Here is a 17246-nt window from a genome sequence, read left to right as displayed (position 1 = left end):
CCGGACCCCGGGCCAAAGCTTGGGGACGCGCGTCAGGACACAGCCGCGAAAACCTCCATAACGTGTGAAACTTTTTCGGCGCATTTGGCACATGCTCCATGACGGAGCAACTTTCGCCAGGAGCACAGCGTATGCCGTCGGAGTCAAATCGTTTTGGGAGTCACCGCACCTGTCATGGACGATGCGTCCCTACCGACTGAATCACCACCGCTCCCGGATGCGGAAGCCTTTCGTCACTGGTTCGACCGGTATGCCCGTTCGGTATTCAACTTTCTGTGTGCGCTGGTCGGCCGGCGGGAACTGGCCGAGGAGCTGACCCAGGAGACTTTCGTGCGGGCCTATGAGCAGCGCGCCACCCTGCGGGATCGCGCCCGTGTGGCGGCGTGGTTGTTTGGGATTGCACGCAATGTGTCGCGTGAGCATGTCCGTGAATATGCCCGCTGGGATTCGTTGGATGACATCTTTGACGGCGAGCGCCAACCGGAACCGACGGATGGCACAACCCCCGATGCGCAGCTTCTCGATGCCGAACTGCGCTTCGTCGTACGGGCGGCGCTGGCAAAGCTTGAATCCGACAAGCGCATGGTGTTCGTCCTGCGAACGTTCGAGCAGTACAGCTATGAGGACATTGCCGCGATCACAGGCTTTTCGGTCGGCAAGGTCAAGACGGACCTGCATCGCGCGCGGTTGGAAATGCGCCGCCACGTCCGACCGTACCTGTTGGCAGGACATGGAGGTAACTGATGGATTGTGAACGTTGCCTCGAACAACTCGATGCCTATCTGGATGGTGAACTCGACGCGCCGGACGCCAGCCTGCTGGCCGCGCACCTGCGCCAGTGTCCGAGCTGTCAGGCGGAGTACCGCGCCCGCGAATGGGAAAACCGGCTGTACCGCGACGTAGCCGCCGGGGCTTCGCTCCCGGAGGGGTTGTGGCCGCGCATTGCTGCCGGCATGGCGGCGGTGGACGAGCGTGAACAGCGTCGGTCAAGTGGGGGGCGCACAGACTGGTTCCGGCCGGAATGGTCTGGCTGGTGGCGGCTGGGGCCAGCGCTGGGTTGCCTTCTGGCGCTGGCTATTGGCCTTTGGCTCTGGCTGCGTCCGTCCGCCACGCCGGAGCCGCTTCTGGCTCAGGAGCCGACTCCGCCCAGCCGGTCGGATACCGGCGGCTTGCCACGCATCTCGCCGCCCGCAAGCCCTTCACCGTCGGTTTCGGAAACGCTGGCGCCGGCGGATACTGTCATCATTGAGCCACCCCGGCGGCGTACGGGAATGGCCAGCCCGCCACCCATACGCGAGCGCCCGCCCTCCGAGGCGGAGCAGGTTCTCGCCCAGGCGGAACAAACCTATCTCGTGGTCATCGAGGGCCTTCAGTCCCAGGCCCGGTTACGGCGCATGAGACTCGATCCGGCGACACGGACGGCCATGGACCGGACTCTGGCCGGACTGGATGCCCAGATTGCGCAGACCCGGGAGGTTGTCCGCCAGTCGCCGACCGATCCAGCCGCCCTGCATTTTCTGGTGACGGCCTATCGCAGGAAGGCGGAAGTGCTGAGTGAAATCATTGTCATGACCGAAGGGGAAGGTTCCTGAACCTGTCCTTTCGGAAACGGAACGGGTTGGCTCCGAAACAGGTTGGCCCGTGGGGGTAAGGAAACGACGCATGCGGGGGAAAGTTGCTATGAAATCGGTTGTGTTGATGGCGCGCGTTCTGGCGCTGGGCTGGCTGCTCGGCAGTCTTTCGGTGTTGGCGCAGGAAATCCGGCAGCCCATCGAGCGCAACGGTCGGGTCAAGGTTCTGTGTCAGGTAGGGGAAGTTACCGTTACCGGCGGTGATGAGGCGGTTTTGACGGTCACGACGGATGGCAATCCGTCCATGGTCAAGGTCAAACAGCTTGCTGATGGAGCGTACGGTATTTCGGTCGATCCGCCGATGATGCCACATCGGCTACGTATCACTGTCCCACGGGAAGCCTCGCTGCAGGAGGTCAGGACGCGCAGCGCCAACGTGACCGTCCGCGCAGTGGCGGCCGCCAATGTGGCGACGGTCAGCGGCGGGGTCCTGGTTGAACAGGTGCCCGGTCCGGTCAACGTGGCGACGACGAGCGGACGGGTCCGTTTGACTGAAGTGGGGACGGTCCAGCTCCGTACCGTGAGCGGCGATGCGCAGGTGCAGGCGGTGATGGGCCGTGTGGCGGTGAGTGCCGTCAGCGGGAAGCTGGAAGCGTCCGACATTGGGGGCGATCTGACGGCCCAGCTTGTCAGTGGCAATGCCAGCATCCGGTGCAGCCGGGGTCGGGTTGATGTGATGACGGTCAGTGGGGAGGTCAGGCTGAGCCGACTGGAAAATGAAGTGGCTGTCGAGACGACAAGCGGGAATGTGTTTTTTGTCGGGGCGCTGACGCCGGTCAGGCGGTGTACCATCAATGCGTTTTCGGGTGACATCAAGCTGGCTGTGCCCGAAACCTGTGGTTTTGAGACGCGGTTCAAGAGCTTCAGTGGAACGTTGAAGTCGGATTTTCCGGTGGGCGGTGCGGATGCCAGTGGGTCAGGCCCGGATACGGAACCGCTGCCGGGACCCGGGGCGCCGCCACCGCCACCGCGTCACGGCCGTTTCGTTGTCTGGCGACACGGGGATGGTGCTGCCAAGGTTCTTTTGAGTACCTTCAGCGGGACGGTCTCGCTGGTACGGGCGGACACCGAGTCTGAGCCGCCCTGCCGTCGGCCCTGACGGCTGGCAGCTTTGCTGGCGCAGACTTTCCTTGCGTGGCCGGCACCAAAGTTGTGGGCTTCAGCATTGGATGTGGTGTATCACTGCGACAGATACTGATCAACCAGCGGGGATGTCGCCGGGATGCAGCCGGTCAGCGACCCCGACAACTTCATCACCACGGAAGGAACCTTCTACTCCTGGGTCAGGGACACAACCGGCCAGCACGAAAGTGCGCCGCCCGTACGGTGGCTCGCCGACCTGAAAATCCGCCACCAGGTTGAACCCGCCGGAGATGTGCGGCTGGTTCGCCTCGAAGCCACACCACGGGCTGAGCTGTACTTCACTCTGGACGGCTCCAATCCCAGAGACGGCGGCGCTACGACGGTCCCTTCAAGATTGGTCCGCAAGCCTGCCGCCTGCTGGTGAAGGTTGGAGAAAAAATCCCGTGGATCGCCTGCTTGGCGAGGAACTGTGTGTCCTCGCCTGGGCTGTGGAGCGGATGAACCTTGACCGGATTCCCGTGGCCGTACGTAACCGGGTGGCGCTGCGGCCTGAAGAACGCTGGTGGTTGTTTGGCATGACCGCCATGGGCACGGGGGGAGTGCTGGATGCCGGCAGGGGCTGGCGCGCTGCGCTGGAGCATGCGCTGGGGGATGTCGTCCAGAGCGAGATGCTGGAAATCCGTGCCCACCGCAGCCAGCGTTTGCATGAAGACAGCCAGCCCCGGCTGAACCTGTTTGGCGATGACCCCCTATGACCAGCGTCCGCGTACCGGAAGAACCCAGGATTTACCACATCGCCCACATTGATCGTCTGGCATCCATCGTTGCCGACAAGTACCTCTGGTGCGATGCAGAAGTGATATGCCGTGGGCTTGCAGGTACGAACATTGGCATGAGCAGCATCAAGCAGCGGCGATTGATGCTGGCGCTGGATAGTTACCCTGACCTGTGTGTGGGGGACTGTGTGCCGTTCTACTTCTGCCCGCGCTCCGTAATGCTGTATGTGATTTATCGAGGTGAGCATCCGGAACTGGATTATGACGGCGGGCAGGAACCAATCCTGCATTTCGAGGCCAAGCTGCGTGTTGCCGTCGCCTGGGCGCACAAGTGCGGGCGGAGGTGGGTGTTCACGCTCTCGAACGCCGGTTCGACCAACTTTGAGGAACGCTGTGACCTGGCGCACCTTGATGAGATTAACTGGGCGGCCGTTCAAGCCCGGGATTGGCGGCGGTGCAAGGAAGAGAAACAGGCTGAGTTTCTGATGGAGTACAACTTCCCCTGGCGCCTGATGGATCGCATCGGTGTGTTTGACACACGATCCGTCAGCAAGTCCTGGAAGTCCTGAACAGGGTGTCGCCAAGGGGCCATTGGCCGCGGGTTGAGGTCCGCCGTGACTGGTACTACTGACAGCAAGGGCAACGAAAGGAAGGCTGCTGTGATAGAGTTCACTTCGGGCGACCTCCTCAAGTGTGAGGCAGAGGCGCTGGTCAACACGGTCAACTGTGTCGGCGTGATGGGACGGGGAATCGCCCTGCACTTCAGGCAGGCCTTTCCTGAGAACTTCAAGGCTTACGAAGCTGCATGCAAGCGCGAAGCCGTGCAGCCGGGCCGCATGTTCGTCTTTGAGACGGGGCAGCTCACGCCGCCGCGCTTCATCATCAACTTTCCCACGAAGCGCCACTGGCGCAGCAAGAGCCGTATTGAGGACATTGAGGCGGGCCTTGGCGATCTGGTCAAGGTCATCCGCGACAGGAACATCCGCTCCATCGCCATTCCGCCGCTGGGATGCGGCCTGGGTGGCCTGGACTGAAATGATGTCCGCCCCCGCATCGAGCAGGCATTGGCTTCCCTGACGGATGTGCATGTGCTCATCTTTGAACCAGACGGTGCACCGACTACCGACAGAATGCCCCATGCGCGCGAAGTGCCAACCATGACCACTGGCCGCGCGGCGATGGTCAGGCTGATGCAGCGGTATCTTGATGGCTTGCCCGATTCTTTCATCACCCTGCTGGAAGCACACAGGCTGATGTACTTCATGCAGGCGGCCGGCGAACCGCTGCGCCTGAACTATGTCAGGCATCATTACGGCCCCTATGCCGAAAATCTGCACCACGTCCTGCGTGCTGTTGAAGGCTATCTGATTGCCGGTTATGCCGACGGTGGCGACAGAGCGAACAAGCCGCTGAGGCTGGTTCCCGGCGCGATTGAGGAAGCCACAGCCTTCCTCGACCGCCATCCCCGAAAGCCGGGCGCGCCTTGAGCGTGTCAGCCGTCTCATTGAAGGGTTTGAGTCGTCTGATGGGCTTGGGTTGCTCTCGACGGTGCACTGGGTCATGACGCACGAGGGTGCGCATCATCCCGACGATGTGGTTGCGCGCGTCCACGCCTGGAATCCACGTAAGGGCCCCCAGTTTTCGCGGCAGCAAATTGAGCTTGCGATACACCGCCTTCAGGAACAACGGTGGATTGAGGCCGGATGCCAGCCTCATGTCGGCCCCCATATCGGGAATGGGAAGGAAGTCCCAAGGGAAGCCGCGTCGCCGACCACTGCCTTGACACCAGATGAAAAAAGCCTGGCGCAAGACTGGCTGCGTCCCGGGGAGGACGCGGCATGGGCGCATTTGGACTGTTTGACCAGCTATCAGCCGCGAACCGAACTGGGCAGGAAGCTCATTGAGCTGCGTCAAGCCTATATTGCCCAGGGTGGACAGCTACTCTCTGCCGATGAGGTGGGCGCTGAAATCTGCGCCCGGCGAGGTGGCACAAGCGAGGTGGCATAAGCCATGCCTAAGCGAACCTACATTGACACTTCCGTGCTGATGGCAGCCTTCACGGGGCAGGGCGAAACAGGGCAACGGGCACTGAGCGTGCTGGATGACCCGGAACGCACGCTGGTTGTCAGTGACGCGGTGCGCCTGGAGGCATTGCCTATGGCCCACTATCACCGGCAGCCGCAGGAAGCCGCTTTTTACGAAGCCGTGTTCAGCCGGGCTGAAAACATTGCCTGGAATGTTTCAGCCCTGGAGCAGGCGCAAAACATTGCCGAAGCCTACGGCATCGCTGCCATGGAGGCTGTCCACATTGCCCATGCCATAGCCGCAGAGGTGGATGAATTCATGAGCGCCGGGAAACCAACCAAGCCCATGTTCCGGGTGACTGGTATCTGCATGCGTTCAATCCGGGATGCTTGAACATGGACTCCCAAGTGAAGACAACCCTCACCCCGCTGGTGCTCAGGGGCGCCCCAGCGCTGATTGAAACCGTCTTCCCGGCGCAGAAGGTTTCCTTCGAGGCACAGGCGGAACGCAAGGCCGTTGCGGCGCAGACCTTGACATGTCTCGGCTCCTACTGGAAGGGCAGAAAGCCCCTGATCCTTGTGCGCGCCATCGTGCTGGGCTGCCTTCTGCCCCCTACGGACGACACCGAAGCCGACCTCAATGTGTTCGAGCGGTTGCTGGCCTTCGATGACGAAGGGCTGGCCCGCCGGGCGCTCGCCGCCAACGCCTTCTCCGCCGCCAGACTCCAGGAAATGCTGACCATCCGCGACCCGGAACGCTACTTCAGCGGACGCGGCTGGCGACGGGACCTCACGGATGACGACAAACTCACCCTCTACCGCCGGGCGCTGGCCACCCTTGGGAGCTACGAAGCCAAAGCCAGCCTCGGCAAGCGCCCCGAAGAAGTCAATCCCGACTGGCTCTACGCCCCGGCCTGGCCCGTCGTCAACCGCCACTACGCGCACCTTGGCATCGAGGCGCATTCGTTCCCGGAACTCATCGAGCAACTGGGCATCCTGCGCTACGGCCATCGCCCGCGTGTCGGCGACACCTTCTGCGGCGGCGGCTCCATTCCGTTCGAGGCGGCGCGGCTGGGCTGTGATGTCTATGCCAGCGACCTGAACCCGGTGGCATGCATGCTCACCTGGGGGGCGCTCAACATCATCGGCGCCAGTCCAGAACGCCGGGCCGAAATTGAGCAGGCGCAACGCGAAGTGGCCGCCGCAGTGGATGCCGAGATTACCCGGCTGGGCATCGAGCACGATGAGCAGGGCAACCGCGCCAAGGCCTATCTCTACTGCCTGGAAACGCGCTGCCCGGAAACCGGCTGGCTGGTGCCGCTTGCGCCCTCGTGGGTCATTTCCAGAACGCGCCGTGTCATCGCCCGCCTCAGACCCGATCACGCCGGCAAACGCTTTGACATCGGGATTGTCAGCGGTGTGAGCGAAAGGGAACTCAAGGCCGCCGGGCGCGGCACGGTGCAGGATGGCGAGATGGTCTATCAGCTTGATGGCAAAACCTACCGCACGCCGATCAAGACCCTGCGCGGCGACTACCGGCTGCCCGACGGATCAACTGCCAACCGCCTGCGCCGCTGGGAGAAAACCGATTTCAAGCCCCGGCCGGACGACATCTTCCAGGAGCGGCTCTACTGCATCCAGTGGATCAGGCGGGGCGGACAGGCGGAGGGCCATCCGCCCGCTGCCCGGCAGGAAACCTTCTTTGCCGCGCCGACCGAGGCTGATCTGGAGCGCGAGCGCCGCGTGGAAGCCATCGTGGCTGAGAACCTTGCGCGCTGGCAGGCCGACGGACTCGTGCCCGACATGCCTATTGAGCCGGGTGACAAGACCGATGAACCGATCCGTACGCGCGGCTGGACGTATTGGCATCATTTGTTCAACGCACGGCAGTTGTTATCAATGGCGCTGACGATCCAAGAATGGCGAACCTCACAAGTGGCTAATGTAGGCTGGATCAACATAGCCAAGATGCTGAATTTCTACGCCAAGCTTTGTCAGTGGTTGCCGACCCAAGGCGAAGGTGGCCCTAAGCACGTTTTCTACAACCAGGCACTCAACGTTTTTTACAACTACGCCGTGCGAGGCTTTGTTCGATTCACACCAGATTTCTTCGAGTTAAGTAGGGTGACGATGCCGGATGTAAAGCGCGAGATCGTCTCTGTCCCAGCCAATCATCCTCAACAGCACTGCGAATTCTGGATCGCCGACCCACCCTACGCCGACGCCGTCAACTACCACGAGATCACCGAATTCTTCATTGCCTGGCTGAGGAAGAATCCGCCCGTTCCCTTCGATGCGTGGGTCTGGGACTCGCGCCGGGCGCTCGCCATCAAGGGTTCCGGCGCGGAGTTCCGGCGCGGCATGGTGGCCGCCTACCGGGCCATGGCCGCGCACATGCCGGACAACGGCGTGCAGTGCGTCATGTTCACGCACCAGGACACCGGCGTGTGGAGCGATCTCATCGCGATTTTCTGGGCGGCGGGACTGCAGGTGGCGGCCGCGTGGTACATCGCCACGGAGACCACTTCCGAACTCAAGCAGGGCGGCTACGTACAGGGGACGGTCATCCTGATGCTCAGGAAGCGCGCCCCCGGCGAGCGGCAAGGGTTCAGGCAGCGGCTTCTGCCCGAGGTACGGCAGGAAGTGCAGCGGCAGATGGAAACCATGCTGCACCTGAACGAACGGGTGGCGGCGCAGCATGGCGCGCCGGTGTGGAATGACGCCGACCTGCAGATGGCGGGCTATGCGGCGGCGCTGAAGGTGCTGACGGCATGCACGCACATTGGCGGCGAGGAGGTGACGGCCTTTGCCCTGCGCCCGCGCACCCGGCGGGAAGTGACGGTTGTGGATGACATGGTGCAACAGGCGGCGGAGACCGCCTCGAACCTTCTGGTGCCGGAAGGTCTGTCGCCGGACACCTGGGGCCGTCTCACCGGCATCGAGCGGTTCTACTGCCGCATGCTGGAGATGGAAGCGGCTGGCGCGCGCAAGCTCTACAACTACCAGAACTTCGCCAAGGCCTTTCACGTGGGGGACTACAGTCAGGTGATGGGCGATATGCGCCCGAATCAGGCGCGTGTGAAGCGCGTCAGTGAATTTGCCGGACGTGATTTGACCGAGGCGACGGAACTGGGGCGCAGCCGGCTGGGGCGGCTCATTCTGGGTTTGCAGCAGATGCTTCGGGAGACTGAGGCGCGGGTTGTTGTGGAGCAGTTCAAGCGGGAGATGGATGATTTTCTGGACGTACGCCTGCTGCTGGCGGAGGTGTTGGCATTTCTGGCGCGCAAGTCACCGGAGCAGCCCGTACGCGAGGCGGCCGAGGTCCTGGCCGCGCGGCTGAAGAATCTGCGCTTTGGCGAGTGAGGTTTGGAGGCGATGACCATCCGCCGTTTTTCTTCGCGTACCCAGCGGCTTGATGTCAGTTTTCTGCTGCCGCATCTGCGGGGCGCACGCAGTTACATGCGCATTGCGGGCTATTTCACGAGTTCGTTGTTTGAGGTGGCCGGCGAAGTTCTGGAGGACATTCCCGACGTACGGATTGTCTGCAACGTGGACATTCACCCGGACGATCTGAAAGTGGCGCAGCTTCGGGAAAGCCGGATGCTGGGCCGCTGGAACGAGCGCGCGCTGGAGGCCGAAACGCTGCTGCACCGGGAGCGGTACCGCCGTCTGGATGCCTTTCTGCAAAGACACGGGCAGTCTGTCCGCGTGGCCCCGGATGACCTTTGCGGTTTTGTGCACGGCAAGGCCGGCGTCATCACTCTGGCTGATGGCCGCAAGCTGGGCTTCATCGGTTCGATGAACGAGACCCGCAGCGGCTGGCAGCGGCACTATGAAATCCTGTGGGAGGATGAATCGCCGGAGGGCGTGGCCTGGATTGAAGCGGAGTTTGAATTCCTCTGGCAGGCGGCCGGCAAACCGCAGCACACTACCCGGCGGGGCAGAAAAACCGCCCCGATTTCCCAAAACCGGCTACATAGTGGCTACATCGTTTGGCTGCGACTGCGTTTTCTGCCTTTGAGTACCCCGTAAGCTATTGATTTTATTGGTGGCTAGGGAGGGAATCGAACCCCCGGCACACGGATTTTCAGTCCGTTGCTCTACCAACTGAGCTACCTAGCCATATACCTGATCTGTCACGTGCACTGACCGGCTGCCCGGCCACTGCGCCATCCCGATGCCAACCTTGTTCCAATGTTCCAAGTACCAGCGTTGCACCGGAAGCTTGTCAGCAACGTGCGACCTTACGTTTTCCCTCGCCCGCTGTCAATGATGACCTTCAATCTTTGAAGCTTCCAGTGAAACTTCGCCACCGACCCCCCTACCGGAACGACCGCGCCAGCCACGCCCATTCGCGCCGCCCAAACAAACCCTGCGGACGTACGATCATCAGCCCAATCAGAAGCAGCGAATACAACACCATCCGGTAGTCGGGCAGATTCGCCAGAAATGGCGCCACCTCAATCACTGCCGGCGGCAGAATGCGCGTCAGATCACGCAGGGCTTCAGGCAAGACCGTCAACGTCGTTGCCCCTACAATCGCCCCGGAAATGCTCCCCAGCCCGCCCAGCACAATCATCGTCACCATCTCAACCGAACGCAGAAAGGTAAACGAACCCGGATTCAGATAGTTGTCATAGTGCGCATATAGCCCCCCCGCAATGCCGGTCAGCACCGCACTGATGACAAAAGCCATCGTTTTGGCCCGCGTCGTGTCAATGCCCATCGCCGCCGCCGCAATTTCGTTTTCACGAATTGCCGCCAGACTGCGCCCAAAACTGGAATAGGCCAGCCGTCCCACAGCCAGCGTCGTCAACACGGCCGCCAGCGAAACCCAGAAAAACATCGTGCCTTCAAGAAACAGGGCAAACCGCTGGTCCGGCAACCGTCCCGGTACATCCGGCCCCTGCGCAATGTTCGTAAAGCCCAGCGCACCACCCGTCGGCTCGATGTTCAACAACACCACCCGGATGATTTCCCCAAACCCCAGCGTCACGATCGCCAGATAGTCACCCCGCAGGCGCAGCGTCGGCAGCCCAACCAGCCACCCCGCCAGTCCACTGGCAAAAGCCCCCACCGTCAGGGACACCAGCAGCCGTACCGCATGAACCGGCCACCCCGGCAGCCCCTCCAGCAGGGCCACGAACGGCCCCCCGCCAAAGTGCGTCACCGCGCCGGCCGCATACGCGCCAATTGCCATAAAACCCGCATGCCCGATGGAAAACTGTCCGGCACAGCCGTTGACCAGCGTCAGGCTCACGGCCAGGATGATGGAAATGCCCACCAGCGTCAGAACCCGCAGGTAGTACTCCGATAACCCATAGCCGCCCACCCCATGCACGAACGCCTGGTTGAGCAAAAACAACCCCGCCACCAGCCCAATGCCGCCCAGCCAGGGCCGTACAGACGGTGACGTGCGAGGAAGCCCATCCTCTGGTAGCTGATTCATACAAACCAAATTCTGCAAACCAAGTTTTTGCAACCGCGTGCCGTTCGCGCTATGTTGCCGCTTACCGGCAACGTCAGCCCAGAACCAGCCACAGAGGGAACCGCATCGCCTTATGTGTACACGGGCGTCTGTGTCGGCTGCTTGACCTGAATCCATTTCAACTGAACTGATAGAGGAGTGCAGCGTGGCAAATCAGCTCTTCGTCGTCAAATCCATTGATGAACTGCAAGCCCAGTCATCACCAGAACACAGCTCGCTCAAACGAACCCTTGGACCCTTCAACCTGATTACCCTGGGCATCGGCGCTATCATCGGTGCTGGGCTGTTTTCCATCACCGGCCTGGCCGCCGGCAACAACGCCGGGCCGGCCGTCACCATTTCCTTCATCATCGCCGCTGTCGGCTGTCTTTTTGCCGGCCTGTGCTACGCCGAGTTTGCCGCGATGATTCCGGTTGCCGGAAGCGCCTACACCTACTCGTACGCCACCATGGGTGAACTCGTCGCCTGGACAATTGGCTGGGACCTCGTGCTGGAATATGCCGTCGGCGCGGCCACCGTCTCCATAAGCTGGTCGCGCTATCTGGTGAAGTTTCTGGAGTACTACAACGTAGTGCTCCCGCCCCAGCTCACCATGTCGCCCTTTGATTCCATCACCACAGCCAACGGCACGACCATCACCGGCGTCGCCAACCTGCCGGCGGTGTTCATCGTCGTGGCCATGTCGCTCATTCTCATCAAGGGAACTCAGGAATCCGCCCTGGTCAACAACCTCATCGTGGCGCTCAAGGTCGGCGTCGTGCTGGCTTTCATCGGGCTGGGCTGGGCGTTTATCGAGCCGAAAAACTATGAACCCTACATCCCACCCAACACGGGTGAGTTCGGCAGCTTCGGCTGGAGCGGCATCATCCGCGCCGCCGGCATTATCTTTTTTGCCTACATTGGTTTCGATGCTGTTTCGACAGCCGCCCAGGAAGCCCGCAACCCACAGCGCGACATGCCGATTGGCATTCTCGGCTCGCTCGGTATCTGTACCGTGCTCTACATCCTGTTTGCACACGTCATGACCGGACTGGCCCACTACACGGAATTTCAAGGGGTCGAAGGAATTGCACCCGTGGCGACAGCCATTGCCCATACGCCCTACAAGTGGCTCAACCAGGGCATCATCCTCGCCATTCTCGCCGGCTACGCCTCGGTCATCCTGGTGATGTTGCTGGGACAGTCGCGGGTCTTTTTCTCGATGTCCTACGACGGGCTGCTGCCGAAGATTTTTTCGGAAGTGCACCCATACTTCCGTACGCCGTGGAAGTCCAACGCGCTGTTTGCCGTTTTCGTCAGCCTCTTTGCCGCCTTTGTGCCAGCGCGCGTCGTGGGCGAGATGACCAGCATTGGCACGCTGTTTGCTTTCATTTTGGTGTGCGCCGGGGTCATCGTGTTGCGCTACACGCAGCCGGAGCGGGAGCGGCCCTTCAAAACGCCGTTCGTGCCGGTTGTGCCGGTGCTTGGGATTCTGGTGTGCTTTGCCATGATGGCCGCCCTGCCCCTCGACACCTGGCTGCGGCTCGTCATCTGGATGGCTGCCGGCTATGTCATCTACTTCAACTATGGCATCCGGCACAGCAAGTTGAAGCCGGCTGAAGGCTAGCCCGGCCGGTCGGCGCTTGAGGTCGGCGCTTGAGAACGCTGGGACGGAAACCCCTTCCGGCGAGTAGCTACAGTCAAGGTGTGGTCAGGCTTACAGTGACATCCTTTGGTTTCAGGCCTTGACCACCTTATGCAACAACTCGGCCGGCAGCCCGGCGCAGGCATTGCGGGTGTCCACGACAAGCCGGGCATGCCGGACGACAAAACCGTAATCCAGCCCGTCGTGCGCCGTACAAATCACCACGGCGTCACTGTGCGCCAAAACCGCTTCGGTCAACGGAACCGATGGCGTGCCGGCATAGGCCGGATATTCCCGCATGGCCGGGGCGACCGGGATGTACGGGTCATGAAACTGTACGTTCGCCTGCCGGGCGCGCAGCAGGTCCCAGATGGCAAAGGTCGGTGACTCGCGTGGGTCGTCCACGTTTTTCTTGTAGGCCAGCCCCAGCAGCAGGATGCTGGCCCCGCGCAGCGCCCGGCCGCGATCCGAAAGGGCTTCCAGCAGGCGCATCACCACGTAGCGCGGCATGCTCGTGTTGATGTCGCCAGCCAGCTCCACAAACTTGGTCTGCACGCCGAACTCCCGCGCCTTCCACGTCAGGTAAAACGGGTCAATGGGGATGCAGTGCCCGCCAAGACCCGGCCCCGGCTCGAACTTCATGAAGCCAAACGGCTTGGTTTTGGCGGCGTCCAGAACTTCCCACACATCAATGCCCATGGCGTCGAAGACCATTTTGAGTTCGTTGACCATGGCGATGTTGACGCAGCGGAAGATGTTTTCGACGAGTTTCGTGGCCTCGGCCACGCGCGTCGAAGAAACCGGCACCAGGGTTTGCACCGCGTGGCGGTACAGCCGGATGCCGGCCGCCAGGCAGTCGGAGGTCAGGCCGCCAATGACCTTGGGAATGTTGCGCGTCCCGAAGTCGGGATTGCCGGGGTCTTCACGCTCCGGCGAATAGACCACATGAAAGTCACGTCCGGCGCGCAATCCTGACCCCCGTTCGAGCCGGGGCACGAGTTCTTCTTCGGTCGTTCCAGGATAGGTCGTGGATTCCAGACTGACGAGTTGCCCGGCCCGCAGATGCGGGGCAACGGCTTCAGCCGTCTGAATGATGAAGGAAAGGTCCGGCTCACGGTGCGCCGTCAGCGGCGTGGGAACGCAGATCAGGATCGCTTCCACGTCGGCAAGCCGGGCCACATCAGCCGTCGCCTGGAACTGCCCGGTCGCCACGGCTTCGGCAATCACGGCTGCAGGGACGTTTCTGATATAACTCCGCCCGGCATTGAGGGTTGTGACCTTGTGCTGGTCAATGTCAAAGCCGATGACCCGGCAGCCGCTGCGAAGAAACTGTACGGCCAGCGGCAGCCCAACGTAGCCCAGACCAACGATGCCGACGGTCGGACAAGCTAGGTGTGACATGAAGGCTCCTCGAAACTACACCAGGTTGCACAAGTCCGCCGGACAGGCGGCTGCGCCACGATACTGTGCCAGAAGGCGAAGCTGAAGTTGTAAGAAACTCGTGACGATCCTAGCCACCTGCGAGTTCCGTGAAAACCCGGCGGTGCCTTATGCTTGCCCGCCGGCAGATACATCCGTGACCCGGCGGCGTCGGTTGCCGAACCTGGTCAGTCCCGGAGGTGGGGTCCGTTTCGGCTATGGCCTTGAAACTGCATACCCGGACAACGTTGTTGGCCTCAGCACTCACGATTGCTGTTCTGGGCGCTTTCGTGTGGCTGTCGAACCGTGAACTGGCACGGCTGCTCCGCGATGAGCAGCGCGTGTGGGTCAAACTCCACGCTGTCACGCTCGCCGAGCAGATTGCACGCCTGCCCAATGAACAGCCCGGCCTCAACCGCCTTGTGGCGCTGTCCAAGCAGGCGCGGCCCGACGCCCTGGGTATCCGGGTCTGGGAGCGGTCGGGGAAAAGCTACCAGGTCGTCACGGCCCTGGTCGAAGACGACCTGCCGCCGCCGGACCCGACAGCCGTCGCCAATGCACTGCGGACACCGGCCATGACGAACCTGCCCACTCAACTGCGTCTGAACGGCAGCGGCGGAGATGCCTACTGGATATGCGTGCCCATCAAACGGGCCGGTCGGCCCGAAGGCGCAGTGGAATACATCGAGCGAATTGGTCTCGCCACAGCCGTACTGACCCGTTACCGCACCCTTGCCCTGTGGTTCGCTCTGGGCTGCGTGCTGGCCATCACCCTGGCGATGAACTGGCTCTTCCGCCGGACGGTCTATGCGCCCATCGAGCGCCTGCTGGCCGCCATGCAGCGCGTGCAGGAAGGTGATCTTTCCGCCACGGTGGAAGTCCGCACCCAGGATGAACTGGGACGGCTCGCCGACGGCTACAACCGGATGCTGGCGCAGGTCCGCGCCATGACCGACGAACGCGAGCAGCAGCGCCAGGAACTGGAAGCCCGTGTGGCCGAAGCCACGGCCGAGCTTTCTGAACGCAATACCCAGCTTGAAACGCTCAACCGCGAACTGTGGGAAATGACCCGCCGCCTGACCGACATGGAGCGTCTGGCGGCGGCTGGACAGACGGCAGCCCAGTTGGCCCACGAGGTGGGCACACCGCTCAACCTCATCAGCGGACACGTGCAGCTTCTCGGCGCTGACCTCAACGGCAATCCCAGGGCCCAGGCCCGACTCGAAACCATCAGCCTGCAAATCGAGCGCATCGAGCGCATCGTACGGACGATGCTCGACCGAACCCGGGCCGACGCCAGCGAACACCAGTTGCTTGACCTGAACGCTGTCCTGCGCCGGACGTTCGAGCTGATCCAGCCGGCCCTGACCCTGCGCCACATCCATCTGGTGACACAGCTCAGCCCGACGCCGCTGCCCGTGCGCGGCACGGTGGATCAGCTCCAGCAGGTCTTCATCAACCTGTTCAACAACGCCATGGACGCCATGCCTTCCGGTGGGCAGCTCACCGTCACCAGTGCCCACTGGGAGACCGGAACGGGTGTGGCACAGTTCGTCATCGAGGTGCGTGACACCGGACAGGGCATGCCCGAAAGCGTACGGACACGCATTTTTGAACCTTTCTTCACGACCAAACCGCGTGGGAGCGGAACCGGACTGGGGCTGGTGGTGGCCCGGCAGATCGTCCGTGAACATGGCGGCGACCTGACGGTAATGAGCCAGCCGGAGCAGGGAACGACCGTCCGGCTTACCTTCCCGCCGGCGACGGAGCCACGCCCATGACCAGACATATTCTCGTAGTGGATGACGACGCCGCTTCGTGTGAGCTGCTGCGTGAAATCTTCACGGCGCGCGGCTGGCAGGTCTCCACGGCCACCACACCGGAAGCCGCCCGCCTGTGCTTTGCCCGGCAGGCTTTTGACCTGGTCATCAGCGACATCAACCTGGAAGCCGAAGCCACGGGACTCGACCTGCTCACTGACTTCCGTGCCCACTGCCCGGTCATTCTCATCACCGGATTCGGAACCCTCGATGCCGCCGTGGCTGCGTTGCGCGACGGCGCGTGGGATTTCATTTCCAAGCCGTTCAAGGTGGATGAGGTCGTGGCGGCCGTCCAATCGGCCCTTGCCCGGAAGGACGAAGCCCGGAAGGGGGAAGCACCGGCGGCTGTCCCTTCCGTGAACCCGGCCGATGCGTCCGGCCTGGTCGGGCGCTCGGCAGCCATGGTGGCGCTGTACAAAGAAATTGCGCGGGTGGCACCCACGCGCTCGACGGTGCTGGTGCTGGGGGAGTCCGGCACGGGGAAGGAACTCGTCGCCCGGGCCATTCACCGGCATAGCCCACGGTCAGGCGGCCCCTTCATCCCGGTCAACTGCGGCGCTTTGCCGGAACCGCTGCTTGAAGCCGAACTGTTCGGACACGTCCGTGGGGCGTTCACCAGCGCCGTGGCCGACCGCCGGGGACTGTGGGAGGAAGCCCATCACGGAACGCTTTTTCTGGACGAAATCGGCGACCTTCCGCTGCCGATGCAGGTCAAGCTGCTCCGGGCCTTGCAGGAAGGGGAAGTCCGCCGCCTGGGGGCGGCGCGGCCGCAGCAGGTGGATGTCCGGGTCATTGCCGCCACCAACCGCGCCCTCGAAGCCGAAGTCGCCGCCGGACGCTTCCGGGAAGACCTGTACTACCGGCTCAGTACGGTTACGCTGCACGTGCCGCCCCTGCGCCAGCGGCGTGACGATTTGCCGCTACTGGCCGAGGCCTTTCTGCGCCAGGCGGCACAGACCGTGGGACGCCACCTGTGGTTTGAACCGGCAACGCTCACCGTTCTGGCGGCCTACGACTTTCCCGGCAACGTCCGTGAACTCCAGTCCGTGATTGAGTACGCGGCGCTCCACGCCCGCGATGACGTTATCCGCCCGGAAGATTTGCCGCTCAAACTGCAACCCGTGAAGCCGTCCGTCCCGGACACATCTCCGGCCGGGAGCGACCCGAACCCCTTTGCCGACCTGCCGACGCTGGATGAACTGGAGCGGCGTTACCTGACCTATGTGCTCGAAGCCGTCAGCGGCCACCGTACGCGCGCTGCCGAAGTGCTCGGCGTTGATCGCCGGACGCTGTACCGCATGGCTGAACGGCTGGGTGTCAAGCTGACCGATGACCGGGGCCTGGACGAACCCTGATGACTGCCGGAACAAGAGGCGGTTTT

General features: G+C 62.5%; 13 protein-coding genes, 1 tRNA gene and 2 pseudogenes. 13 read left to right on the top strand and 3 right to left on the bottom strand.

Annotation, left to right across the window (positions count from 1 at the left end; genetic code table 11):
* Window positions 1-174 precede the first annotated feature (174 nt).
* From J8C01_RS13875 to J8C01_RS13835, 10 genes and pseudogenes are all read left to right on the top strand, one after another.
* Complete coding sequence (locus J8C01_RS13875; protein WP_211432815.1) at window positions 175-744, top strand: RNA polymerase sigma factor; 570 nt, start codon at window positions 175-177, stop codon at window positions 742-744.
* On the top strand, window positions 744-1592 hold the full coding sequence (locus J8C01_RS13870; RefSeq protein WP_211432814.1) for an anti-sigma factor family protein: 849 nt from the start codon (window positions 744-746) through the stop codon (window positions 1590-1592). Before J8C01_RS13875 ends, J8C01_RS13870 begins: the two co-directional genes overlap by 1 nt.
* Window positions 1593-1680: 88 nt before the next feature.
* Entirely contained in the window at window positions 1681-2730 is a 1050-nt protein-coding gene (locus J8C01_RS13865; protein WP_211432813.1) for a DUF4097 family beta strand repeat-containing protein, read from the top strand.
* 123 nt (window positions 2731-2853) lie between these two features.
* The gene (locus J8C01_RS15450; protein WP_014100941.1) at window positions 2854-3138 is read left to right on the top strand and encodes a hypothetical protein; all 285 of its coding nucleotides are present in this window, start codon (window positions 2854-2856) and stop codon (window positions 3136-3138) included.
* A gap of 19 nt (window positions 3139-3157) precedes the next feature.
* Window positions 3158-3469 carry a DUF3780 domain-containing protein gene (locus J8C01_RS13860; protein WP_014100942.1) on the top strand — a complete coding sequence of 104 codons (312 nt, stop codon included), beginning with the start codon at window positions 3158-3160 and terminating at the stop codon, window positions 3467-3469.
* Window positions 3466-4059 carry a type II toxin-antitoxin system toxin DNA ADP-ribosyl transferase DarT gene (locus J8C01_RS13855; protein ID WP_249355501.1) on the top strand — a complete coding sequence of 198 codons (594 nt, stop codon included), beginning with the start codon at window positions 3466-3468 and terminating at the stop codon, window positions 4057-4059. Before J8C01_RS13860 ends, J8C01_RS13855 begins: the two co-directional genes overlap by 4 nt.
* A gap of 90 nt (window positions 4060-4149) precedes the next feature.
* Window positions 4150-5185: pseudogene (locus tag J8C01_RS13850) on the top strand (macro domain-containing protein); the annotation flags it as partial.
* A 315-nt stretch (window positions 5186-5500) separates the two neighbouring features.
* Window positions 5501-5908 carry a PIN domain-containing protein gene (locus J8C01_RS13845; protein ID WP_211432812.1) on the top strand — a complete coding sequence of 136 codons (408 nt, stop codon included), beginning with the start codon at window positions 5501-5503 and terminating at the stop codon, window positions 5906-5908.
* 2 nt (window positions 5909-5910) lie between these two features.
* Window positions 5911-8877, top strand: a complete 2967-nt coding sequence (locus tag J8C01_RS13840) for an anti-phage-associated DUF1156 domain-containing protein (protein ID WP_211432811.1) — start codon at window positions 5911-5913, stop codon at window positions 8875-8877.
* 12 nt (window positions 8878-8889) lie between these two features.
* Window positions 8890-9426 (top strand): annotated as a pseudogene (locus J8C01_RS13835) (phospholipase D-like domain-containing protein); the annotation flags it as partial.
* Window positions 9427-9560: 134 nt separating this feature from the next.
* Here J8C01_RS13835 and J8C01_RS13830 read toward each other — a convergent pair.
* Window positions 9561-9636, bottom strand: a tRNA-Phe gene (locus J8C01_RS13830).
* A 199-nt stretch (window positions 9637-9835) separates the two neighbouring features.
* Window positions 9836-10963 carry a branched-chain amino acid ABC transporter permease gene (locus J8C01_RS13825; protein ID WP_211432810.1) on the bottom strand — a complete coding sequence of 376 codons (1128 nt, stop codon included), beginning with the start codon at window positions 10961-10963 and terminating at the stop codon, window positions 9836-9838.
* 184 nt (window positions 10964-11147) lie between these two features.
* Between J8C01_RS13825 and J8C01_RS13820 the strand changes: the two genes are divergently transcribed.
* On the top strand, window positions 11148-12608 hold the full coding sequence (locus J8C01_RS13820) for an amino acid permease (protein WP_211432809.1): 1461 nt from the start codon (window positions 11148-11150) through the stop codon (window positions 12606-12608).
* A 111-nt stretch (window positions 12609-12719) separates the two neighbouring features.
* On the opposite strand, the gene J8C01_RS13815 is transcribed toward J8C01_RS13820, so the two are convergent.
* Window positions 12720-14027, bottom strand: coding sequence for a nucleotide sugar dehydrogenase (locus J8C01_RS13815; RefSeq protein WP_211432808.1), 1308 nt, complete (start codon window positions 14025-14027; stop codon window positions 12720-12722).
* Between the two features lie 236 nt (window positions 14028-14263).
* On the opposite strand from J8C01_RS13815, the gene J8C01_RS13810 reads away from it, so the two are divergent.
* Together J8C01_RS13810 and J8C01_RS13805 are read left to right on the top strand one after the other, a co-directional pair.
* A complete protein-coding gene (locus tag J8C01_RS13810) occupies window positions 14264-15826 on the top strand; it encodes a sensor histidine kinase (protein ID WP_211432807.1) in 1563 nt (520 codons plus the stop codon).
* Entirely contained in the window at window positions 15823-17220 is a 1398-nt protein-coding gene (locus J8C01_RS13805) for a sigma-54-dependent transcriptional regulator (RefSeq protein WP_211432806.1), read from the top strand. Before J8C01_RS13810 ends, J8C01_RS13805 begins: the two co-directional genes overlap by 4 nt.
* The last annotated feature ends 26 nt before the right edge of the window (window positions 17221-17246 follow it).

It is taken from the genome of Chloracidobacterium sp. D (genome assembly GCF_018304685.1).
Classification (GTDB): domain Bacteria; phylum Acidobacteriota; class Blastocatellia; order Chloracidobacteriales; family Chloracidobacteriaceae; genus Chloracidobacterium; species Chloracidobacterium thermophilum.
Note: the sequence above shows the minus strand (reverse complement) of the source record. Positions and strands in the feature narration are given on the sequence as shown.